Source organism: Coleofasciculus sp. C1-SOL-03 (genome assembly GCF_040220555.1).
Classification (GTDB): Bacteria; Cyanobacteriota; Cyanobacteriia; order Cyanobacteriales; family Coleofasciculaceae; genus Coleofasciculus.
Map to the genome: position 1 here is coordinate 53,046 of NZ_JAVJUO010000039.1, position 21,349 is coordinate 74,394.

Genomic DNA, 21,349 nt, shown 5'->3' on the forward strand with positions numbered 1-21,349 from the left:
TCCTAACGCATCTCCATAATAGTGCTATAGTCGTTGACTATCATGCTTTTTGTATATACAATGTACACACATAGCTAACATCATCAAACTATAAAGTAAGAGCAACTATGGCGTTTCTTGATAAAACCAATAAAGACAAGCGCTCCCTTGTCGTCAATATGAGAGTTGAACCCAATCAGCTTGATCTCATAGATACAGCGGCATCTGTTTGTGGCAAGACTCGGAGTGCTTTTATGTTAGACGCAGCCTATCGAGCCGCAGAAGAGGCATTGCTAGATTGGAGATTGTTCCGCCTTAATGATGACCAGTGGAAGGCTTTTAATCAAGCTCTTGATATGCCACCAGAGAAAAACGAAAAGTTACATCAATTGCTTCAGGTAAAATCTCCTTGGGAATAATTATTATTCTGTGGTAATTACCTTATGAAGTATACCCCACCGGAACATATTCAACCAACCCATGATCTAGAGTCATTTGATTGTGGCGAGACAAGCTTAAATCAATGGTTAAAAACACGCGCTCTTAACAATGAACCCCTTGGTTCATCACGCACTTATGTAGTCTGCTGGGAAAACAAAGTAGTAGGATACTACTGTCTAGCTAATGGTCAGGTTTCCCATATTGAATCTCCAGGCAAAATCAAAAGAAATATGCCCGATCCCATCCCAGTCGTAGTAATGGGTAGACTGGCTGTTGATATTCGTCATCAAGGAAAGGGAATTGGTATGGGAATGATCAAAGATGCCGTAAAGCGTACTCTACAAGCATCAGAGATACTAGGGATTAGAGCGATTCTAATTCATGCCCTTAACGAGAATGTGAAAAATTTTTACGTGGAACGTTGCGGCTTTATGCCTTCTCCAATTCATCCTTTAACGGTCATGGTAAAACTTTCTGACATAAAAAAGAATCTTATTTGAAATGTATTATATTAACGCGATTGCACGATTGGTATAGTCGGGGAGTTCAGGCGTTTTTCCATCTTGATCCGGAACCGCTTCGACAAACACATCCTTATAGTTCATCTGAACATCACCAAAAATAGTGGCAAACGCGACATCAGCCGCATCGCGCCCAATACCAATGCGAATTAACCCATTACAGGGGGCGAGTCGGCTGGCGTCAAATAAATACCAGCGATCGCCTAAATATGCCTCAAAATAGGCATGAAAATCTTGGGGTTCTAAATTATAAGCATATCCCGTCACAAATCGAGCCGGAATATTCAACGCCCGACAAAACGCAATTCCCAAATGGGCAAAATCTCGACAAACCCCTGCTCGTTCTGTCGCTGTATCATAAGCCGAGGTATGTTGATTGGTGCTACCTGATAAATAGGTGACGTTATCGTAAATCCAGTTACAGATAGCCGTGACGCGGGAATAGTCAGGAATCAAATTCCCAAACTCATTCTGTGCCAGACGCATCAGCCGATCTGACTCACAGTAACGCGATGGGTAGAGGTAATGTAACGTTTCTAACGGTAACTTATCCGGAGGATTTTCTGGAATCGAACTGGGGTCTTCATCCCGATAATATAAATCCACAGTTGCTTGATAGGACACCTGTAAGTCACCTTGGGGTACATAGAATCGTAGATATCGGTTTTCCATCCGAGGAGAAACATACTCCTCATAATCCAATGATGGTTCAATTTGCAAGCTTTCTTGCAGGATTTTTTGATGTTTTTTCTCAACAACGCTGAGATTAAAAATAAAAGTGCTGCTTGCTGCAATACTATAATTTAATTGACAGCCCAGTTTAAATTTCATAATTCATCTCAATAAGGATTGTCGTAAGCTTTTCTAGAATAAACTTGCCATAATTTGGCATTTATTTATATTAATTGTTGTCAACGTACATTTTTATAATTAACTATCTAGATTCTAATAATCCTAATAAATAGAGGTTTTATGGAAAAAATGACAAATGACAATCACTGACTTCTTAAGAAGCTTGATGAGTTGGCTGTTGTGCGGCTGAACCCGAACAGCGAAATTGAGGAGTCTCAGCTAGTACAGCGATGATTCCCTCCCTTTTAGTTTCTAGAGTGGTATCACTAAGCAAATCAACCACCTCTACTCCCAAAATTTTCTGGATTCGCTCTCTCAATTGAGGCTTGATGGCAGCATCTAAATCTGAGCGCACCTTCTCCGTTAGGTCTTTGTCTCCCTGGTTAGCAAGTAACTGCTCCGGCTGAGTTACAGCATCTTCCAGAATTAGCGTAACTCTATCACCTTGAATACTGGTTGTTATTTTGCCCGGTTGATGTCCAAGTTGCTCACGGTAGAGTGATTGTATTCCTTGAGAGAGGCGGCGTTCCAACTGTCCCCGGGTCGGAAGAGCTTTTTTTGACATAGACATAATATTAATATACAGAGGTAACGCAGAGGATGATAGCAATAGATTGGCTCAGATGCATGCTTGGAAATTAAGCGTATCACAAAATGTCACACCTGAAGCAGCAGGTAAGCGTTGGTGTTAACTGAAGTTGAAAGCAAAATTTCCCCACACCCGACACCCGACACCCGACACCCCATACCCGACACCCGACACCCCGCCCCCTCAGCCATCACAGTAACAGTTGTTACAAAATCTTGACATTAGCTTTGTTAACCTAAGCAACAATGCCGAAAAAGGAAACAAAATGCCGTGGGAGCATCGGTTTGTATTCAGATTATCGAGGGGAATCCCCATTTGCGATCGCTGCTAGGTTGGCACTTACAGCAAGCTGGCTATTGGGTTTATCAATCTGCCAGCCTCTATCAAGCCAGAGAAACGTTCTACAATCGCCAACCCACTCTTGTGGTTCTAGACTCTGACTTACCTGATGGTGACGGAGTAGAGTTTTGCCGCTGGATTCATCAGCAGCGACAATCATTAATATTTATGTTGTCTGCCCGTAATCACGAGGTCGATATCGTCCAAGGGTTAAAAGCGGGTGCCGATGATTATCTAACTAAACCCTTTGGGATGCAGGAGTTTCTGGCAAGAGTTGAGGCGCTGATTCGCCGCATCCAAACCACGGCTGTGCCAATGACGCTGGAATATGGTGATCTCAAAATTGATTTAGTCCAGCGCCGGGTATGTTACAAAGGGGAGTTTGTTGATTTAACGCCTCAGGAGTTTAGTTTACTCTACGTCTTAACCCAAGCGGAAGGATTACCATTAAGTCGTTCTGAGTTACTCCGTCGAGCGTGGCCCGATGCGATTGACAATCCCCGCACTATTGATACCCATGTCCTCTCGTTGCGGAAAAAAATCGAAACTGATCCCCGACAACCGAGTTTAATTCAAACGGTGCGGAATGTGGGTTATCGATTTAATCCAGAAATGCTGGAACGCAGCCAATCAACTGGAGGAGAAGCCAATAATCATTATCCGGCGTCTCACTCCCGTGTCGCACCCGCAGCCGCGAGTACCGCTGGGCGACAATAGTGTTCTGGGATGGAGAGGAGCAAAGGTTGATAACAGGTATATAGCGACAAGGAGGTTCACTGCACAATTTAGTCAGGGCGGGTTTTGTACAAACGTTACCATCAATCGCGATCAGAAAGTCCCTAAACCCGCCCCGACAAACCAGGTTCCCTTGCTTCCTCTGCTCCTCTTAACCGAGCGGTATTGGGTTCTCTTGAGGGAAGCGAAGGGTCAAAACTCTTCTTCTTCCCAGTCTTCAGTCGCTTGTGCTTTGGCTTGAACTAGGGATTCTCGTAACAGGTTCCAGTCCAAATTAGTCGCGGATTTATCTTGCCTTAGTTGACCTGTTTGTAGATACAATACTCGATTACAGAACAGTTGAGCCATGTCTAACTGATGATTGACCATTAAAACCGTAATCTGATCCTGCTTCACCATGTCAGCCAAGACACCCAAAACATGAGAAGCTGTCCCCACATCAAGGGCGGATGTCGGTTCATCCAGTAAGATAATTTTGGGTTGACAAACTAAAGCCCGTGCGATCGCCACCAGTTGTCGTTGTCCGACGGAAAGTTGTAATTCGGTGCGTTCGAGCCAATCATTGGGGATGTGCAACCGTTCCCGATAGGTTTCAATCCGTTGGGCGATCGCGGATTTTCCTAGCTGCTGTAACACCAACGGATAAGCCATCGCCTCCCGTACTGTCATTCCGAGTAGCTTGGGTTCTTGGGAAACCAGCATAATTTGCCGTCGTAACTGCAACACGGGAATGGTGTGAATCCCTTGATTATCCAGATAAATCGTACCGCTGGTGGGATCACTCAATCGGTTCAACAGCCGCAGCAGTGAACTTTTTCCCGCACCCGATGGACCAATTAAGGTTATGCGATCGCCTCTAGCCACGTCAAAGGAAATATCGCTGAGAATAGGCGTCGCTGGAATCGCGCCTTTGGCTGATGTAACCAAACTCACTTGTTTGAGTTGGAGTTGAGCCAGCGCCGGGGATAATGAATCATCAGATACCGTGGGCGAGTTCATGGTTACTTACTGTTCATGGTTACTTACTGTTCTCCTGATTCCTCTATTTCTCTTATTTCTCGGATTTCTTTAACGTTTCCCAGTTTTACCGTCGTTTCCGCCCGGGCAATCACATCTTTGGCTAACCGTTCACTAAATCCCACGGTAAACGCGATCGCAAAATAAAATAATTCTTCTTTTCTACCCGTAGCCTCTGTTGGGTTCGTATCCAGGGGAATCAGTCCAGAACTAATTAGGGTGTACATAAAAACACCAAATGATGCCCCAATAATTGGCTTAAACGCCCCGATTAAAAAGGGAATAACTGGATCGAGGATTTCTCGAAACTCTACATCAAACTCCTTCAGTCGAATTAAAATACTGACTACACTTCCCAACGCTCCCGATGCGCCAACCACAAAAACTCGGAAAATAATTTGAGAATCTTCTGGCGATAAAGAAATCGTTTCCAAACCAAAAGGCAAGGTGATAGTTAATTGTTTAGCGGATTGATTTTCTGCTTGCATTAATTGAAGTTCTTCCTTGACCTGATTCTCAAGGGATGTCAACGTTGATTCAATCTCGCGGATTCTTTCTTCCATCGGAGCTGGACGGCTGTCCGCACCTAATGAACTTAACCTTCTTTGTGGTGTCTCCATACCTGCTAAACTTTGTTTTATTTCTTCACGTTCATTACTGATTTTCTCTAAAGATTCACTAACTTGGGATAGTTCTGAAATTTGAGTTTCATAATTCAAAAAATAAACGGAAGAAATTAGCGCAATAATCCCTGCCAACGAAAAGGGAAAGCATAGTCCAATAATGACTTTGGTCGGGACTGAATCCAAATAGTAAATATCGATAAAACTATTAAGAATCGAGCGTCTAAGGATGAGGAAAAATGGTTCGTGTCGGCGGAGCGATCGCAACAGCCTAATTCGGGTCTGTTTGACCAGAGAAATACCCGCTTTGTCATCCACAACCGATTGAATCGCTGGAATCAAAACTTCAACGATACTGGTAAGTTCTAGAACTCTGGGTTCATGTCCTCGGTCAATTTGCTTCTTTTTTATACTTAGTCTTTCAATCCGTTGAATAAAAACTAAAATATTAGAAATCTCGTCAAGAATCTTTTGGCGAGATTTTGACGATCCATCAACACTTTTCTGTTTATTAATTAATGCATTAACCAACTCCATAATTTTTTGCTTTTTTATAGCAAAATTATGCATATAGTCTTGAGTTGAATTCATTTTATATTAGACTAAAAAACTGATAGATTAGTATTTTTAGGGGGCATCGATATGATTCGTGTCAACTTAAACCTATTCCAGTTCCCTCCCCTTGACAAGGGGAGGGTTAGGGTGGGGTAAAATCAAGGTATTGCAAATTTTTGCTTAAGTTTACACCAATAACCGACGTGCGCCCATAAAACCGATAAAGTCTACTGCACTTAAATGTATCACGTCCCTCGAACCGTCGGATTGGTTGAAAATTTCAAGCGATCAAACCTTGACTAAAAACCGTCCAAATTGTCCAACCATCGACGAGTAATAGCAACAGCGTCAATCCTAACAAAATGAGATACATCCAGGGTTGTGCCAATGGACGGATATCGGTAGTATCAATACCTGTATACGTTTCCACCAACTTAACTAACCGAGCAAAACCCACCACACGCATCGGTAGTAAATACGCCTGCTCCGATGACTGGCTTACAAAATAGTAAACCAATCCCCCTTGTCCCGTCGTCCGCATTTTTAAATCTTTAACATCTGTCCAATGTAACTCCCAACCTTTACGGAAAAAACGAGGAACCCATTTAGGATAAGTCACCTGAATTTTCTCATTATCCACAATGACTCGTTCACTCAACGCCCCATACAGCGCTAATAACCCCAAGCCAATTCCTCCCCACAGCAATGCTGGCGGTACGGGAGCATCAGACACTTGAGCTAAAAAGGGTAGAGGTACCGTTAGCGCCACGTATAGACTCAAAAGAGTAATCCGAATTAAGGGAGAAAGGCGAAACGTAGAAGGACTAGATTGAACGTCTTGTTCTGATTTTGATAGAGTTTCAATGTTTGATGACATAGACTTAAACGTGCCTATAAAAATATTTTTTTCCAAATTTCACACACCAGCTAAATCAACTAGCCTTTTTAGCTTGTTATTGTACCATTTTAAAGTGCGACACTATGCTCCAGCAAGACTTTACGTAAATTAAGCGGTCATGCATTTAAATTGGGAATGGGTAGCGAGCAAGATGCTCGCACTACAATGATTCCCATGAATTTACCCTCAGAAAGCATTGTCAAGCTAAAATTGATCTGAGGTTTACCCTTCACGGAGTAATCATTAATGGTAAGGTTAACAGATCATTGTCACATTGTCAGAAATGACGAAATACTCAATAGCGAACCCATTATCAAAGGCACCCGCACACCAGTCAGGGCAATAGTGGAAATGTGGCGTATCGGAGTTTCGCCGGAGGAAATTCCTCAGCGGTTGCCGCATCTTACGCTATCACAGGTATTTGATGCACTCAGCTATTATCTGGATTATCAGGCAGAAATCAATGAATACATTGAGCGCAACCGTATTCCAGACGAACTAATTGATCCACGAGTTCGGAACCTATGACTGATATTTTTATTCATGTTTATTTGGACGAAGATGTTGACGTATTGGTCGCCAGTCTTTTGCAATCTAGTGGTTTCCAGGCAACAACAGCCCAACAAGCAGGACAACTCGGTAGAACAGATGCTGAACATAGATAGATTTTTAATGTTTGATGACATAAGTTTAAAGTTGTCTTTCTTGCCAAAATGCACAAGCTAAATCAACCAGCATTTCTACCTTGTTATTGTATGATCTTGGCATATCTGGCATATATTGGTTAATGTATTTTTCATAGTAACGTCCAAACGATTTGCTACTGGCATGACCAAATCAATAATTCTATAGCCAATGTTTAAGACTTGTGTAACTTTTTCCGGCTCAGAATATCTATTTAATAGAGAATTAAGTGCCTGGAGGGAATGATTTTCAGATTCGGAATTCATTTTTACTCTTTGTCTCAGTTATTGCGTTTCTCATAAGCATGAGGGAAAAGGGTGGGGGCGCAAGCCTTGCGCCCCTACAGCGTTTTTCAACTCGATGTAGTACATCCAACTTCTCCCAAGACGGCTCGGATAAGTTCTAAGTTAATTTTTTCTTCCCCAGCTTCCCCAGCTCCCCCAGCTCCCCCAGCTCCCCTATCTCCCTTCCGGTGTCCAAACAACATCCTCCCCTTGTCCCCAAAAGCCGTCATATTTCGTCACCCGCACGTCACCCAAAACCTTAGTCTGACAGGCTAAACGACGATTAGCTGTGGGAGAATGGGGCGGCAGAGAACGTCTTGCTTTATCCTTCCAGTTCGCTTCTGAAACCTCCCCTTCTACCTGAACCGCACAAGTGCCACAACTACCAATCCCCATGCAGTTGATAATTTTGGCATTGCCGTTGTAAAGCGCGACACTATGCTCCAGCAAAACTTTGCGTAAATTACTGCCTGGGTCACATGAAAACGTTTTCCCTTGAGCTGTTACTTTAGGCATTGATGATTTATATCGTAGTGACTACACCCTTACTTTTTCTAGTTTACATTTCTTGACAATTTACACAACTATCCTCGCTTATGACTTCCCAAACCCCCATCTGGATTTACGACACAACGCTGCGCGACGGTTCCCAGCGTGAAGGACTCTCCTTGTCCATCGAAGACAAACTCCGCATCGCCCGACAACTCGACCAATTAGGGATTCCCTTCATCGAAGGCGGTTGGCCCGGTGCGAATCCCAAAGACGTGCAATTTTTCTGGCGACTCAAAGAAGAACCCCTAACCCAAGCAGAAATTGTCGCTTTTTGCTCAACGCGACGCCCTCATAAAACGGCGGCTGATGATCCGATGCTACAAGCAATTTTGGCAGCAGGGACACATTGGGTGACTATCTTTGGTAAGTCTTGGGATCTGCATGTCACTGAAGGGTTAGGTACTACCCTTGACGAAAACCTGGCAATGATTCGCGATACTATAGAATACCTTCGCAGTCAAGGGCGGCGAGTGATTTATGATGCCGAACATTGGTTTGATGGCTATAAAAATAACCCAGATTACGCCCTGAAAACCCTGAAAACTGCTATGGATGCGGGGGCAGAATGGTTAGTCTTTTGCGACACCAATGGCGGGACTCTACCCCATGAAATAGGTCAAATCGTCCGAGATGTCATCGAACGTTTAGAACTCAACCCTGAAAACCAAGGCAGGGCGGGTTTTGAACCAACGTTATCACCAACAACAGAACCAGATGAGACGCGCCATGGCGCGTGCGCGTCTCTACATTCGCCTCGATTGGGCATTCACACCCACAATGACTCCGATACCGCCGTGGCGAATGCGTTGATGAGTGTAGTGGAAGGCGTCTGTATGGTTCAGGGAACGATGAACGGCTATGGTGAACGCTGTGGTAATGCGAATCTGTGTTCCTTGATTCCTAACTTACAGCTCAAGCTAGGGTATCACTGTATGCAAGAGGAACAATTAGCCACATTGACTCAAGTCAGTCGTTCCATTAGTGAAATCGTTAATTTAGCGCCTGATGACCATGCTGCATTTGTAGGTCGGTCAGCATTTGCCCATAAAGGGGGGATTCACGTTTCCGCCGTGGAACGAAATCCACTCACCTACGAACATATTCCACCCCAACAGGTGGGGAATCAGCGCCGGATTGTGATTTCTGACCAATCTGGACTCAGTAACGTTTTGGCAAAAGCCAAGAGTTTTGGACATGAACTGCACAAACAAGACGCCGCCTGTCGCCAAATCTTGGGACGCCTAAAAGAATTGGAAAATGAGGGCTATCAATTTGAAGCCGCCGAAGCCAGTTTTGACTTACTGATGCGAGACGCCCTGGGGCAGAAGCAGCAGCACTTTGAACTGAAAGGGTTTCAGGTTCACAGTGACATGCTTCAAGGTATCGACACGCCTTACAGTAATGCGATGGCGACAATTAAGGTTACGGTTAATGGTGAGGATATTTTAGAAGTGGCTGAAGGCAATGGTCCTGTATCAGCACTGGATGCCGCGTTACGGAAAGCCTTGGTGCGATTTTATCCAGAGATAGGAACCTTTTACCTGACCGACTACAAAGTGCGGATTCTGGATGGTGCGGCTGGCACATCAGCAAAAACTCGTGTGCTAGTAGAATCCAGTAATGGCAAGCAGCGCTGGACGACTGTGGGGGTTTCCGCCAATATCCTGGAAGCGTCTTATCAGGCGGTGGTTGAGGGGATTGAATACGGTCTGTTATTACAATCTGCCGTGAAGACAGCCGTTGAACAGAACGTCTGAATCATAGGAGAATTTAAGGTAGGGGTACGATATATCGTGTCCCGACCAATAGCTTTGGACTGAACGTGACACCAAATCCGCCGTTGTCACCCCCTTTATCCCTCGGCTGCTGTTCCCATTCCCTATTCCCTATTCCCCATTCCCTATTCCCTGGTAGTGATTCCCGTACATTTTTCAAAAAGGGGTTGCGTAAAGTCCTCGGATGAGTTACAAATGTATAGTAATGCTTCCTTGCCGAGAGCCAACTCTACGAACCGGCAAAAATAAATAACAGGAAGCGTTTTTTTGATCCAAGCATTTGCAAAAGTTATTTCGAGAAAATTGAGAGTATGACTCAGCAAGTTACTCACCCCATGGTGAAGATGCAGCGTCAGGTGCGTTCACTCGTGGAATCCAAGATAATCAAACCCAGCGACAGTATATGGAAAATCGCCCTGCTTTATGGCGACGACTGGTCGTTCTGGAAAAAAGAACTCATCGAATTTGGCTTCACCATGCAAGATCCAATTGGTGACTTACTCGCCGTGGAAGCATGGGATGAAGAATAGATGTCCTGACAACCGTTAATCGCGAAGCGATCGCGCCAGCTAATGTTCTAGCGACAAGCGGCTAAGGCGTTGGCAAGCTCCTTCGCCGTTTGGTAGCGATCGCATACTTTGAGTTGGCATACCCGGTCGATTACGTCCCGTAACGGGGGAGTGATCGTGGGAACTTTAGACAAATCAAATCCATAGCCCAAACTACGGCGGCGATAAAATTTAAGCGGAGTCGTCCCCGTTAACAGAAAAATCAGGGTCGGACCAATGGCATAGAGATCGGATTGAGTGACTGGAGTCCCTCGGTCTTGTTCCGGGGCGCTATATCCTTCAGCACCAATTCGAGTTCCTGGCATTGTCCCGATCTCCTTCACTGCGCCAAAGTCAAGCACAACAATGCTATTGTCTCGATGACGCACCATCAGATTCGCGGGTTTAATATCCCGGTGAATTAAGGGCGGATCACTCGAATGGATGTAATCTAGAACATCACAAGTTTGAATCATCCACTCAATGGCTTGATCGGGAGTAACCGGTCCAGCCATCAAAATCCGTTGCTCCAAATCTTGTCCGTGGATCAGCGCCATTGCCAAATATTTTTTACCCCCTTCGACAAAAAAGTCATAATACTGAGGAATTCCCGGATGATGCAGGGCTTGTAAGGCACGCGCCTCTCGCTCAAACAGTTCTTGGGCTTTGGCAATTTGTGCCACATCCGCATTCATTTCTTTGAGGACGAGTAATGTTGGGTGTCCCTCGATTTTGCCTGTATTATCCCAGGCGAGATAGGTTGTCCCCATTCCTCCCTGTCCCAAGGTGCGTAACACTTGATAGTGGCGGATAACTCGTTGTACAGGGACTAAAGGTTGACCACAGTGAATACAAAATAAATTACCGGGAGGATTGCCCAGGTGAGTGCAAGACGGTTTAGATTTAGGCGTGGGAGAGACTAAGCCAGAACTAGGCTGAGAAATCGAGTTAAGTTCAAATTTGAGCATCGGTCCTTCTCGAGCCAGCCGAATCAGGGCTTGATTGGGGAGCATCTCCCGTGATACCAGCACTCCATTCAGAAACGTGCCGTTAGTTCCCTGATTAACCAACTGCCATTTATGCCCAGATTGGACGGAGGCGACTCTCAGTTCTAGGTGATGCCGAGACACTAACGGATTGTTGAGAATCACGTCGTTATCTGGCGATCGACCAATACGAATTGTAGACTGGTTGTGGAATTTCCACTGTTGTAATGGAGTGGATGCCTGCGGATGTAGAAGGGTCAGTGTGACCATAGTCCTCAGTTTTTTGTCCTTAACTCACAGGGCTTGTTTCAATGTATTGGCGGGAGTCCCTTGAGCCAAACTCTGGCTCTTGAAGCCCGGTTTGGTATCCGTGGTTTATATATAAAACTAATACAATTCCCCCATAGCTGGACATTGAGGTTTACTTACAGCTTCGACTAGGGCTGTTGATAGCCTCCCAATACTGCTCGCATAAGCTCTAATTTAATTGTTTTCTCCCAGACGTTCCACCGGAACGCCTCTACATGCACCCCTGCTCCCCCTGCTCCCCCTGCTCCCTTATCCCTTGCAGTATTGTCTCAATTCCTTGTTGGTTCATGCATTCGTAGGTAGGAACTTTAACACTTGCTCTAAACGTAGACCTCATGAGTCTTAGGCTGGTCATGTAGGCTTGCCAAAAATATTCGAGCTTGGCAAGAATAAAGTCTGACAAGCCCCCCGCATTTATGCGTGGGGTTCATGACCAACTCCGTTGCTGAAAATTAGGTCGCACTTTTACGCGGATGAGTATCGCTGTGATGTTGTCATGACCATTCTGCTCATTGGCTAGGTCAACTAACTGTAGGATACCCTGCTCAAGGTTAGCGCGAGAACTGAGCAAAGGCGCTAGGTGGGTCTGCCAGTTATTCTCAATAACTTCATTATCTGACAAGCCATCAGAACACAGAACGAATAAAGTATCCTCATTCAGTTCCAAAAAATTGATGTCAGGAGTAACAAACTGGTCACTGCGGGGTCCTAGGGCTTGGGTGAGTTGATAGGCATCGGGGCGAGAATAGGCGATCGCTTCTTCTACGCCGCGTTTCATTTCCCGTTGACCGACTTCATGGTCTACGGTGAGTTGCTCTAAACCGCCTTTGCGGGTTAACCGATAGAGACGACTATCGCCAACATGGGCGATCGCGACGTTGGTATTTTGAATCAACATCATTGCCAAGGTTGTCCCCATGCGACCACTGCCTGATCGGGCATTTTGTTGGTTGACATCATAGATATCTTGGTTGGTTAGGCGCACCGCTTCATGAATTGTCTCTTCGGTCGGTAACTCGTCCTGCCAATGCTCTTGAAAATACTCCTTGAGTTTGTCTACTGCCATAGAACTGGCCACTTCTCCGGCAGCATGTCCACCCATTCCATCACAGAGAATATAAAGACCGCGAGCGTCTAAGGTTCGACCTATGGGGGTTTCGTGTTTTTTCACCTGTGCCTGAATACCAAAGCAGTCTTCATTGTGATCCCGTTGACGACCAATATCCGTGCAGCCAACATCGTCAAGGCTGAGTAGTTGCATGGGTAAAACCACCGTAGGACCGCCATCGTCGTAGCTCCCCCCGGTTTCCCCTGTGGGCATTTCCAGAAAACTGATTTCCTCGTCAGACAGGGGTTCTTCCAGATCTAAGCTAGCTGCTGTTGCCTGTTTTTCTTGTGCCTCTTCTTCAGCGTGAGCGATCGCTTCTAACTGGGAGCGCAATTGGTCAATCGTGGTAATTTCCTGGGTACACATCTGCCGAAACACTGTCCCCAATGATGTCAGTTGAGTCCGTTGCGACTGGTTAAATAGCAGCCGCCACATTTGCCCCAAATCCTCTAACAGGGGTGGATCATCTTCAGAATCACGATGGAGGCGCTCTAGCCCCAGCACCTGGTCTTCATCAACTCGTAAATTGGTAATTTCTAATAGACTTTGGCGACAATGCCACGGTTCAAGTGCCTGCCAAAGTCGTGCCATTTCATCGAGCCAATACAATAGCTGTAATGTAGATAACTCCTCACTGCCCCACAAGTCACCGAGAAGTTGCCAGCTTGAGCGATCTTCAAGTAACATTACAGACTGATTATCCTGCTGCCACGCATCATGCACCTCTGGTACAGTTGGATAATGGTTTGGTTTTAGCGCCAAATAGGGTTGTGCGATCGCCGGAATTCCCAGGATTGGTGAGGATTGGGACGGGGATTGCTCTGATTGTTGCTCCAGTAGGGCTTGCAGAAGGGATTTCTGAAAGGGCTGGCAGTCCAAAACTTTGACAAACGTTTTCGACCCGGCGGGAGCATCCGCTAAGGTGTCGCGATTTAGGGGTTCGATAAGTCGGTAACGTTGTTGAGCATCCAGATAGGCGATCGGGGGAGCAGTGTAGGCATCACTTGCCTCAGATGTTGCTGTCGATGAGGCTTCGGTTGAGTTTGGCTCTACCTGATCCGTCTGTGAGCTGGCTTGAGCCTCTTGATCAGATTCAACTGTGGATTGTGCCGTTAACGTCGAACTCTTTGCCGTTTCTGGCTGATCCGTTTCCTGAGACAAAACCTCAGCATCGGCGTTGGGATTATCGGGAATTGCGGCGGATGCTGATTCACTCTCCTGTGTTGGTGTTGGTTGAGCCGATGACTCCAGATCCGTTGGTCTAGCGATTGGTTCAGAATCGGTAGAGGAACCCTCTGGAGCCGGGGTTGAGGTTACGCCATACTCTGGATCTTTGGCAATAATTGCCCACCAAACCGTTCCCGTAAACGTACCGCAATTATGGCAGGTTTCAGCATTAACGGGAACTTGGGTATCGCATTCAGGACATACCTTATGGATCAAGGAAGTTCCACATCGCTGACAAAACTTGTGAGTATTCGGGTTTTCAAAATGACACTGGGGACAAATTAACATAACGGAACTTCCTCAATTCCTATCGGGTTTCTAAGGCTGGGATTATGATCTTGCTGCCATCTAGTTTGCCACGCCAGAATTAAAGGTTGCAGCTTTTCAGGGGGTGGTTATCGCGTGTAAAGGCGCAGGAGAGCCGTATTGACAAGGGAGTTACCTTAAAACTCAACCAGGGTGGGTTTAGGTAGAGACGCGCCATGGCGCGTCTGTCTCCCAAACGTTATCGGTAAAACCCGCCCCCACAGATGCCATAAGGTATATCTAGAACACTCAAAACTTCACCCGTTTCTGGAGAGAGACCAGTTCAGAAGGCGTCAAATCACGCCACTGACCCGGTTGCAACCCAGAAAGATGCAGATGAGCGATCGCGACCCGGATTAAACGTAAGGTGGGAAATCCCACGGCTGCTGTCATGCGCCGTACTTGACGGTTACGCCCTTCAGTCAAAGTGATTTCTAACCAGCAAGTCGGTACAGTTTTACGAAAGCGAATCGGGGGATCGCGAGGGGGTAGATTGGGTTCTTGTGGTAATCGCTGCACTTGAGCGGTTCTGGTCTGATAATCTTTAATCACTACACCCTGGCGCAATTGATTCAAGGCAGCGTCATCGGGGATACGTTCCACTTGCACCCAATAAGTACGGGGATGTCGAAAGCGCGGGTTAGAGAGTCGGTGCTGCAAGCGTCCATCATTGGTCAACAAGAGCAATCCCTCGCTGTCTCGATCAAGGCGTCCGACGGGGTAAACCTCCGACACCGGAATATAGTCTTTGAGCGTTCGACGAGGACTGTCCTCCCTATCCGTGAACTGACTTAAGACATTATAGGGTTTGTAGAACAAGAGGTATCGAGACACATCTTCAATCTTAACTGTTGTCAGTTGGAAGCTTCATCCGGGGACGGGGATAAATAATCATTGAACCGTTGTTGGTCATAGAAGTAAAGCGTGCGAATGGGATAGGGAATATTAATGTCGGCGTGATCAAAGGCTTTTTTAATCGCCAGAATGGCTCGAGTTTGCACCTGACGGACTCGTTGCTGCTGGGGTAACGTCCAGTAGCGGACAACGAAATCAATGGAACTGTCGCCAAAGCTGACTAAATCGATTTCTGGTGAGGGCTGGGACAAGACACCCTCCACCTGAGTAATGGTTTGTTCAAGTAGTTCAGCCGCTTCAGACAGGGGTGTATTATAGTCAACTCCAACACCTAAATCCGTTCGCCGTCGTCCGTAGGCGGTTCTGACTTGCACCGCACTGGTAAATACCGTTGCATTCGGCATGAGAATGCGTTCGCCTTGATAGGTACGAATTTGGGTGGTACGGATGTCAATTTTCTCCACCGTTCCTTCATAGTCGCCAATAATCACCTGATCATTGAGGCGAAACGGTTCTTGTACCAGTAATAGCACTCCAGCTAAGAAGTTTTTGAAGATATCTTGAAAGGCAAAACCAACAGCGACTGAACCCAACCCCAGCGCTGCGATAATGTCACCTAGCCGTAAGCCAGGGAAGGCAATCACACTAGCGGCTAAAATGCCAAGTACCCACGTTGTCACATAACTTACTTTCGCCAGCAGCAGTTGCAGCGATGAGTTGCGGATTGTACGCTCTCCTATTTTAGCGGTGACTTGCTGGGCACCTTCGGCGGCGTAGCGAGTCAACAGGAGAATGATCACTCCGCCGATCAGCCCGGGCAAAACCTCAATAGTAGTGCCAAGGAGATCGAGTAAGCTGGAATTAATTTCTTGGATAAGACTGTTCACAAGTCGATCATTGACATATTTCTTTTGCTAACCTAGCAGCTATAGGGCATCGGGTTTATGCCAATGGCAAAATTTTGCTAAAATTCCGCTAAAATGCTGAGATAATCAGGTTAAATCTAGCTAGCGTCCCGTTCTGGCATCAGCCAAGGAGGTTTCACTGGTAGTGGGTATTGTCTCTCTTTTCGGATATCTTACCGGAGAGTAAATAGTCTGTAACACTTGCTGCCAGACAAAGCGGCTTGAGGACAAGCCTCATTTGGGGAAATCTACAAGTGGCTTAGATTTAAGTTTATGTAAATTCAAGCTAGGTGTTACCCACCATCTTATTGAAGAACGTTCTAGGCAATTCTATTTGTCACTCCAAAACCTTCTAGTAAAAGTTTAAAAACCTATGGAATCTGTTTGGGCAATTATTTTGGCACTGTGTTTAAGCGGCTACGGCATTGGTTCAGCCAGAGTTATCAATCAAGGCAATCAAGCTATCGTTGAACGTTTAGGGAAATATAAGAAGACTTTACCGCCCGGTCTAAAGTTTGTTTGGTTTCCTTTGGAAAATATTGCCGTAGAAGAAACCACTCGTGAGCAAGTCTTAGACATCGAACCCCAGCAGGCAATTACGAAAGATAATATTTCTGCGGAAGTCGATGCGGTGGTGTACTGGAGAATCAACAACCTCTATAAAGCCTACTACGATGTTGAAGATGTCAAAGAGGCAATTACAAATTTAGTGATCACGACATTACGGTCAGAAATTGGCAGAATGGATTTAGATGAAACCTATTCATCCCGTTCTGAGATCAATGAGAATTTGTCGATTTACCTCAAGGAAGCTGCCGATAGCTGGGGAGCAGAGGTTATCCGTGTGGAACTCCAAGAAATTAAACCTCCCCAGACTGTGCTAGAGTCCTTGGAACAGGAACGAGCCGCAGAAAGTAAGAAAAAAGCGGCGATTTATGAAGCAGAAGGGGAAAGAGAATCCGCGATCGCTCGGGCGGAGGGGACGGTAAAATCCTTAGAGATGATCTCAAAAGCGCTGCTCGAAAAGCCGAACAGTCAAGATGTACTCAAGTATTTGATTGCCACTCGTTATGTAGAAGCGAACGAGAAATTGGGAGAAAGTAGCAACTCCAAAATCGTATTCATGGACCCCAAAGCCTTGACTGAAGCGATGACTGATTTAATGGAGACTCCAGAATTACACATCAAGAAGGATGGCGGAAATGGCTCGAATTAAGCCTTCGGCTCAGTAATTCAACCGAGGCATTTCCTTATCGAACTTGGCAGGCGAAAGTATCTTTACTTCCCCTGCTTTCCTCAGAAGGGCGGGTTTAGTTAAGTTATCGGTTTGTTGCCATAAGTTATCCGTCAAACCCGCCCCTACACCTCCTAATTTTCAGCTTAAGTTGACACCAATGGCGGCGGGTGCGAGCCACAATTGTAGGGGCGGGTTTAGGAACTACAATCAGCTATCCAGAAATAACTGAACAACAAAACCCGCCCTAGCTCACCCATAAATGAAGCACAAAACCCGCCCTTATTCATACGTCATAAAATGGAGGATGGACAGCTAAACTCTAGTCAGCGTCATCCTCCTCAGAAGTTGGAGTATTCATCTCTTCTTTAAAACCTTTAAGCGTTTTTCCTAATGCGCGACCCATATCAGGGATCTTCTTGGGACCGAAAATTACTAGAGCGACAATTCCGATAATCGCCACTTCGGGCCATCCTAAGCCAAACATACTCGTCTACTCCGATCAACTCTGCTTACTTATATTGACATTCTTTCTGACTTCCTGATCTAGCAAAGGATCTGTAGCAAGTCGGGGATATCCATAATCGCTAACGGGATTTCCGGGTTCTTCGAGCCACCTTACACCAGCTAAGTCTTCGCTCTCCACCATCACACCATTCTTCCAGAGTTCATACTCGCTAATATCAATCTCCTCATTCCAGACAATTCCATATCCCTCTTGCTCAACCTTAAAATTCTTAAACAAAGCGGGTTGCCGGAGTGGAGAAAACATGGGGATATCCAAAAGATGACGAATATCGTATTTTTTAATCTCTTGATTGGTAAATTCAACAATTAAAGTAGTATCATTAGCGGCTTTAGCTTTGTGAATTCGGGGATATTTCATAGTATTACAAACCCTAAACTTACTTCATTACTTCAAAGGAGGTAGCTTACGGAATTCCTGGGTGTTCCACATTTGTAACAAATCTTGCTGATACAAATTTGCCCACTCTAACACGAGCTTTTGCGCCCGATTGGGTAGATCTCCTTCAATGATCTCAAGCGACTCAATACCGACTAAAGCGTTATATTCGCCATAAATTGCATGAAAATGGGGTGGAGGGTGATCACCAAAGAACACCTTGATAACAATTCCGTAGAACCGTGCAACTTCTGGCATAACCACATCTAGCAAGTAGCTGACCACTTCATTGTATCAAAGCCCTACCCTTACGATATCTACGCTGTGTGATCGCGGTTGACAAATGCTACAACCTATGAGTGGAAAGAGACAGGGATTAAGCTAAAACGCGCCATGTTCGGTAACGATAAAAAGCAGACAGATTAAGATTGTGACGATCTTAACGGAATCAGAAGCTGATATCCTATATCTACATCTACCACCCGATCCTGCCTGGTTTAGCGTTAATTGTTTAGGTTCAAGGAATGTCAGTAACCACCAAGCCTTCCCTGCGAGAGCAACAACACCCCCTCATCCACCAATTAGCCGACTGTATTGAAGCTAACTGGCGGCGTTACCTGGATTTGTCGCCCTATCAGCTACCTGCTGAGTTGGGTTATGTAGAAGGGCGTCTAGAGGGGGAGAAACTTACGATTGAAAACCGTTGTTATCAGACGCCACAGTTTCGTAAACTGCACTTGGAACTGGCAAAAGTGGGAACAATGCTCGATATCCTCCACTGTGTCATGTTTCCCCGTCCAGAGTACAATCTACCCATGTTCGGCTGTGATCTAGTTGGTGGACGCGGGAAAATCAGTGCCGCGATCGCAGACCTTTCTCCAGTGAATGCTCAGCGTATCTTACCTGACATTTACCGCCAACCATTACAAGCTTTACCAACTCCTCATTTCCAAGATGTCCGTGAATTGCCAGAGTGGGGCGATATTTTCTCTGAATATTGCATTTTTATTCGACCCAACACCCCTGAAGAGGAACACCAATTTTTATCGCGAGTAGAGAATTTTCTGCAAATTCATTGTACTCAGGCGGCGAATGCGACACCTGTTTCGGCTGAAGACCAAGCAGAAGTTTTAGCGGGTCAGCATTATTATTGCACCAAGCAGCAGAAAAATGATAAAACCCGTCGTGTGTTAGAAAAAGCCTTTGGTACGGATTGGGCAGAGTATTATATGACAACGGTATTGTTTGACTTGCCATCGGTGTAATTCGTCATTCGTCTTATGTCATTCGTCATTGGTCATTTGTCATTTGCGATAATTGAACGGTTAGGTTGGGGCGGGTTTTGTTACATCAGGGTGAAAACGAAATGTTAGTAGTAAAACCCGCCCCTACAAAAGATGTTTCATCGGAACGCCTATTCTCCCCCTGCTCCCCCTGCTCCCCCTGCTCCCCCTGCTTCCCCTGCTTCCCCAGCTTCCTCTGCTCCCTCATCTCCCCCTGCTCCCTCTGCTCCCCCATCCTATTAGACGTGTCTTACTCCTAGCGTCTATAACTGAAGGAGGGGCGCGAATTCTAGAGATTAATCCTATTTATCTTAGGACAATATGGGGCATAAACCAGGGATGGATGAAGGACTATTGTCAAAACCGATAACTCGTTGGGCGATCGCGCTGGCTGTGGGTGGAACTCTGGCGACTGGAGTGGCGGCGGTTTACAGCCTAAATCGGACTCAACTGCGTCCAACTCAATCAAGTTCACAGCCGACGGCGACACCCGCAATCGAAGCTGTAACTGCCTTAGGACGCTTGGAACCCGCTGGCGAAGTGATCACAATATCCGCTCCCACATCGCTGGAGGGCGCTAGTGTAGTAGAAGCATTACTGGTTTCCGAAGGCGATCGCGTGCGGGAAAATCAAGTGATTGCGATTATGGATAACCGCGATCGCTTACAAGCGGCTGTCGATCTGGCTAAAAAACAAGTTGAAATTGCTCAAGCGAATCTGGAACGAGTGAAAGCAGGTGCTAAAGCGGGTGCAATTCAAGCCCAACAGGAAACCATTAATCGCTTGGAAAAAGAATTAGAGGGAGAAACAAAAGCCCAACAGAGCAAAATTAATCGCTTAGAAACTGAACTGAGAGAAACTACCAAAGCTCAAGAAGCCACGATTCAAGCCCAACAAGCCACCGTTAAAGGTCAAGAAGCTACGATTAGACGACTCGAGGCAGAAAAACGCAACGCTGACAACGACTTTGCTCGCTATCAGCAGTTAGCTGAAGATGGAGCCATTTCTACCTCAGAATTAGAAAGCCGCCGTTTGAGGGTAGAAACAGCCCTAGAACGCCTGAGTGAGGCACAAGAAAACCTCAGTCAACAACAGGCGAATCTAATTCAAGCCGAAGCAAACAAAGCTCAAACCATTGCTAATCTTAACGAACAGCTAGAAGAAGCCAGAGTCAACCGCAACAAAACAATCGCCGTTCTCGAAGCTCAGATTAAAGAAGAAGAAGCCCGCCTAGAAGAGATTAAAGAAATTCGTCCGGTTGATATTAAACAAGCCGAAGCTGAAGTGGAAAGTGCATTAGCTGCCGTTGAACAAGCCCAAGCTGATTTAGACTCATTAGCTTATGTGCGGGCTTCAGAAGATGGTCGAATTTTAGATATTAATACTTGGGCTGGGGAAACCATTAAAGAAGGGGAAGGAATTGTTGAACTGGGAAAAACAGACGAGATGATAGTGGTTGCTGAAGTCTACGAAAGCGATATTAGCCAAGTCCGTCTCGGACAGCGTGTTGCCATTCGTAGCGAAGGCAAAGCTTTTGAGGGCAAACTTCAAGGAAACGTTAGTCAAATTGGACTACAAATTGGCAAAAAAGATATTCTGGATACCGATCCGGCTGCTGATGTTGATGCCAGAGTCGTGGAAGTAAATATTCGTCTACGTCCAGAAGATAGCCAACAAGTTACCGGATTAACTAATTCAAAAGTTATCGTAGAAATATTCCTTGAATCAGAGTCTAATTAGTTCACAACTTAGTCGGGACGGGTTTATTTGCATTGGGTTCATGTCAGAAAAGATAGTAGTGAAATCCGCCTCTACACAAAATTTAAAACTTAAAGCTAAA

At 45.7% G+C, this 21,349-nt stretch carries 24 protein-coding genes; 10 read left to right on the forward strand and 14 right to left on the reverse strand.

From position 1 onward, the window contains the following. The first annotated feature begins 107 nt into the window (after positions 1–107). The gene (locus RIE73_RS06175) at positions 108–398 is read left to right on the forward strand and encodes a type II toxin-antitoxin system TacA family antitoxin (RefSeq protein ID WP_006100934.1); all 291 of its coding nucleotides are present in this window, start codon (positions 108–110) and stop codon (positions 396–398) included. A 24-nt stretch (positions 399–422) separates the two neighbouring features. Beyond that, positions 423–920: a GNAT family N-acetyltransferase gene (locus RIE73_RS06180; RefSeq protein WP_446400359.1), complete on the forward strand. Its 498-nt coding sequence runs from the start codon at positions 423–425 to the stop codon at positions 918–920. 6 nt (positions 921–926) lie between these two features. Here RIE73_RS06180 and RIE73_RS06185 read toward each other — a convergent pair whose 3' ends face one another. From RIE73_RS06185 to RIE73_RS06195, 3 genes are all read right to left on the reverse strand, one after another. Continuing rightward, positions 927–1,772: a transglutaminase-like domain-containing protein gene (locus RIE73_RS06185; protein WP_446400360.1), complete on the reverse strand. Its 846-nt coding sequence runs from the start codon at positions 1,770–1,772 to the stop codon at positions 927–929. 175 nt (positions 1,773–1,947) lie between these two features. Beyond that, positions 1,948–2,358, reverse strand: a complete 411-nt coding sequence (locus tag RIE73_RS06190) for a DUF2294 domain-containing protein (RefSeq protein ID WP_446400361.1) — start codon at positions 2,356–2,358, stop codon at positions 1,948–1,950. 92 nt (positions 2,359–2,450) lie between these two features. Beyond that, on the reverse strand, positions 2,451–2,576 hold the full coding sequence (locus tag RIE73_RS06195) for a hypothetical protein (protein WP_446400362.1): 126 nt from the start codon (positions 2,574–2,576) through the stop codon (positions 2,451–2,453). A gap of 76 nt (positions 2,577–2,652) precedes the next feature. On the opposite strand from RIE73_RS06195, the gene RIE73_RS06200 reads away from it, so the two are divergent. Beyond that, the gene (locus RIE73_RS06200; protein ID WP_446397604.1) at positions 2,653–3,438 is read left to right on the forward strand and encodes a response regulator transcription factor; all 786 of its coding nucleotides are present in this window, start codon (positions 2,653–2,655) and stop codon (positions 3,436–3,438) included. A 210-nt stretch (positions 3,439–3,648) separates the two neighbouring features. Here the strand turns inward: RIE73_RS06200 and RIE73_RS06205 are convergent, their stop codons facing one another. The 3 genes from RIE73_RS06205 to RIE73_RS06215 all read right to left on the reverse strand — a co-directional run bounded on the left by RIE73_RS06205 (position 3,649) and on the right by RIE73_RS06215 (position 6,528). Further along, positions 3,649–4,455, reverse strand: a complete 807-nt coding sequence (locus RIE73_RS06205) for an ABC transporter ATP-binding protein (protein ID WP_446397603.1) — start codon at positions 4,453–4,455, stop codon at positions 3,649–3,651. A 23-nt stretch (positions 4,456–4,478) separates the two neighbouring features. After that, positions 4,479–5,687, reverse strand: a complete 1,209-nt coding sequence (locus RIE73_RS06210; RefSeq protein ID WP_446397602.1) for a hypothetical protein — start codon at positions 5,685–5,687, stop codon at positions 4,479–4,481. A 244-nt stretch (positions 5,688–5,931) separates the two neighbouring features. Then, a complete protein-coding gene (locus RIE73_RS06215; protein ID WP_446400363.1) occupies positions 5,932–6,528 on the reverse strand; it encodes a hypothetical protein in 597 nt (198 codons plus the stop codon). 267 nt (positions 6,529–6,795) lie between these two features. On the opposite strand from RIE73_RS06215, the gene RIE73_RS06220 reads away from it, so the two are divergent. Next, entirely contained in the window at positions 6,796–7,077 is a 282-nt protein-coding gene (locus RIE73_RS06220; protein WP_446400364.1) for a DUF433 domain-containing protein, read from the forward strand. Then, complete coding sequence (locus RIE73_RS06225) at positions 7,074–7,214, forward strand: hypothetical protein (RefSeq protein ID WP_446397599.1); 141 nt, start codon at positions 7,074–7,076, stop codon at positions 7,212–7,214. The genes RIE73_RS06220 and RIE73_RS06225 overlap by 4 nt, the downstream gene beginning before the upstream one ends. 477 nt (positions 7,215–7,691) lie before the next feature. Here RIE73_RS06225 and RIE73_RS06230 read toward each other — a convergent pair whose 3' ends face one another. Next, complete coding sequence (locus RIE73_RS06230) at positions 7,692–8,033, reverse strand: 2Fe-2S iron-sulfur cluster-binding protein (protein WP_446400365.1); 342 nt, start codon at positions 8,031–8,033, stop codon at positions 7,692–7,694. 80 nt (positions 8,034–8,113) lie between these two features. On the opposite strand from RIE73_RS06230, the gene cimA reads away from it, so the two are divergent. After that, entirely contained in the window at positions 8,114–9,826 is a 1,713-nt protein-coding gene (gene cimA / locus RIE73_RS06235) for a citramalate synthase (RefSeq protein ID WP_446400366.1), read from the forward strand. Between the two features lie 329 nt (positions 9,827–10,155). Beyond that, on the forward strand, positions 10,156–10,374 hold the full coding sequence (locus tag RIE73_RS06240; RefSeq protein WP_446343381.1) for a DUF4327 family protein: 219 nt from the start codon (positions 10,156–10,158) through the stop codon (positions 10,372–10,374). Positions 10,375–10,421: 47 nt separating this feature from the next. On the opposite strand, the gene RIE73_RS06245 is transcribed toward RIE73_RS06240, so the two are convergent. The 4 genes from RIE73_RS06245 to RIE73_RS06260 form a co-directional block, all read right to left on the reverse strand. Continuing rightward, complete coding sequence (locus tag RIE73_RS06245) at positions 10,422–11,648, reverse strand: protein kinase domain-containing protein (protein WP_446400367.1); 1,227 nt, start codon at positions 11,646–11,648, stop codon at positions 10,422–10,424. Between the two features lie 466 nt (positions 11,649–12,114). Further along, entirely contained in the window at positions 12,115–14,310 is a 2,196-nt protein-coding gene (locus RIE73_RS06250) for a serine/threonine phosphatase (RefSeq protein ID WP_446400368.1), read from the reverse strand. A 267-nt stretch (positions 14,311–14,577) separates the two neighbouring features. Further along, a complete protein-coding gene (locus RIE73_RS06255; RefSeq protein WP_446400369.1) occupies positions 14,578–15,162 on the reverse strand; it encodes a pseudouridine synthase in 585 nt (194 codons plus the stop codon). Between the two features lie 20 nt (positions 15,163–15,182). Further along, entirely contained in the window at positions 15,183–16,070 is an 888-nt protein-coding gene (locus RIE73_RS06260; RefSeq protein ID WP_446400370.1) for a mechanosensitive ion channel family protein, read from the reverse strand. Positions 16,071–16,461: 391 nt separating this feature from the next. On the opposite strand from RIE73_RS06260, the gene RIE73_RS06265 reads away from it, so the two are divergent. Next, positions 16,462–17,304 carry an SPFH domain-containing protein gene (locus RIE73_RS06265; RefSeq protein WP_446400371.1) on the forward strand — a complete coding sequence of 281 codons (843 nt, stop codon included), beginning with the start codon at positions 16,462–16,464 and terminating at the stop codon, positions 17,302–17,304. A gap of 340 nt (positions 17,305–17,644) precedes the next feature. Here RIE73_RS06265 and tatA read toward each other — a convergent pair whose 3' ends face one another. The 3 genes from tatA to RIE73_RS06280 are packed head-to-tail and all read right to left on the reverse strand — an operon-like array spanning position 17,645 to position 18,484. Beyond that, complete coding sequence (gene tatA / locus RIE73_RS06270; RefSeq protein ID WP_006100800.1) at positions 17,645–17,809, reverse strand: twin-arginine translocase TatA/TatE family subunit; 165 nt, start codon at positions 17,807–17,809, stop codon at positions 17,645–17,647. 15 nt (positions 17,810–17,824) lie between these two features. Next, positions 17,825–18,208, reverse strand: coding sequence for a DUF2442 domain-containing protein (locus RIE73_RS06275; protein WP_446400372.1), 384 nt, complete (start codon positions 18,206–18,208; stop codon positions 17,825–17,827). A 27-nt stretch (positions 18,209–18,235) separates the two neighbouring features. Beyond that, the gene (locus tag RIE73_RS06280) at positions 18,236–18,484 is read right to left on the reverse strand and encodes a DUF4160 domain-containing protein (protein WP_446374332.1); all 249 of its coding nucleotides are present in this window, start codon (positions 18,482–18,484) and stop codon (positions 18,236–18,238) included. A gap of 266 nt (positions 18,485–18,750) precedes the next feature. Between RIE73_RS06280 and RIE73_RS06285 the strand changes: the two genes are divergently transcribed. Together RIE73_RS06285 and RIE73_RS06290 are read left to right on the forward strand one after the other, a co-directional pair. After that, a complete protein-coding gene (locus tag RIE73_RS06285; protein ID WP_446400373.1) occupies positions 18,751–19,491 on the forward strand; it encodes a phycocyanobilin:ferredoxin oxidoreductase in 741 nt (246 codons plus the stop codon). 339 nt (positions 19,492–19,830) lie between these two features. Further along, the gene (locus tag RIE73_RS06290; RefSeq protein WP_446400374.1) at positions 19,831–21,249 is read left to right on the forward strand and encodes an HlyD family efflux transporter periplasmic adaptor subunit; all 1,419 of its coding nucleotides are present in this window, start codon (positions 19,831–19,833) and stop codon (positions 21,247–21,249) included. The last annotated feature ends 100 nt before the right edge of the window (positions 21,250–21,349 follow it).

Bases quoted from the DNA above. Each gene is read 5' to 3' on its own strand.
- RIE73_RS06175 (WP_006100934.1), top strand. From the start codon at position 108: ATGGCGTTTCTTGATAAAACCAATAAAGACAAGCGCTCCCTTGTCGTC.
- RIE73_RS06180 (WP_446400359.1), top strand. From the start codon at position 423: ATGAAGTATACCCCACCGGAACATATTCAACCAACCCATGATCTAGAG.
- RIE73_RS06185 (WP_446400360.1), bottom strand. From the start codon at position 1,772: ATGAAATTTAAACTGGGCTGTCAATTAAATTATAGTATTGCAGCAAGC.
- RIE73_RS06190 (WP_446400361.1), bottom strand. From the start codon at position 2,358: ATGTCAAAAAAAGCTCTTCCGACCCGGGGACAGTTGGAACGCCGCCTC.
- RIE73_RS06205 (WP_446397603.1), bottom strand. From the start codon at position 4,455: ATGAACTCGCCCACGGTATCTGATGATTCATTATCCCCGGCGCTGGCT.
- RIE73_RS06210 (WP_446397602.1), bottom strand. From the start codon at position 5,687: ATGAATTCAACTCAAGACTATATGCATAATTTTGCTATAAAAAAGCAA.
- RIE73_RS06215 (WP_446400363.1), bottom strand. From the start codon at position 6,528: ATGTCATCAAACATTGAAACTCTATCAAAATCAGAACAAGACGTTCAA.
- RIE73_RS06220 (WP_446400364.1), top strand. From the start codon at position 6,796: ATGGTAAGGTTAACAGATCATTGTCACATTGTCAGAAATGACGAAATA.
- RIE73_RS06225 (WP_446397599.1), top strand. From the start codon at position 7,074: ATGACTGATATTTTTATTCATGTTTATTTGGACGAAGATGTTGACGTA.
- RIE73_RS06230 (WP_446400365.1), bottom strand. From the start codon at position 8,033: ATGCCTAAAGTAACAGCTCAAGGGAAAACGTTTTCATGTGACCCAGGC.
- cimA (WP_446400366.1), top strand. From the start codon at position 8,114: ATGACTTCCCAAACCCCCATCTGGATTTACGACACAACGCTGCGCGAC.
- RIE73_RS06240 (WP_446343381.1), top strand. From the start codon at position 10,156: ATGACTCAGCAAGTTACTCACCCCATGGTGAAGATGCAGCGTCAGGTG.
- RIE73_RS06245 (WP_446400367.1), bottom strand. From the start codon at position 11,648: ATGGTCACACTGACCCTTCTACATCCGCAGGCATCCACTCCATTACAA.
- RIE73_RS06250 (WP_446400368.1), bottom strand. From the start codon at position 14,310: ATGTTAATTTGTCCCCAGTGTCATTTTGAAAACCCGAATACTCACAAG.
- RIE73_RS06265 (WP_446400371.1), top strand. From the start codon at position 16,462: ATGGAATCTGTTTGGGCAATTATTTTGGCACTGTGTTTAAGCGGCTAC.
- tatA (WP_006100800.1), bottom strand. From the start codon at position 17,809: ATGTTTGGCTTAGGATGGCCCGAAGTGGCGATTATCGGAATTGTCGCT.
- RIE73_RS06275 (WP_446400372.1), bottom strand. From the start codon at position 18,208: ATGAAATATCCCCGAATTCACAAAGCTAAAGCCGCTAATGATACTACT.
- RIE73_RS06280 (WP_446374332.1), bottom strand. From the start codon at position 18,484: ATGCCAGAAGTTGCACGGTTCTACGGAATTGTTATCAAGGTGTTCTTT.
- RIE73_RS06285 (WP_446400373.1), top strand. From the start codon at position 18,751: ATGTCAGTAACCACCAAGCCTTCCCTGCGAGAGCAACAACACCCCCTC.
- RIE73_RS06290 (WP_446400374.1), top strand. From the start codon at position 19,831: ATGGGGCATAAACCAGGGATGGATGAAGGACTATTGTCAAAACCGATA.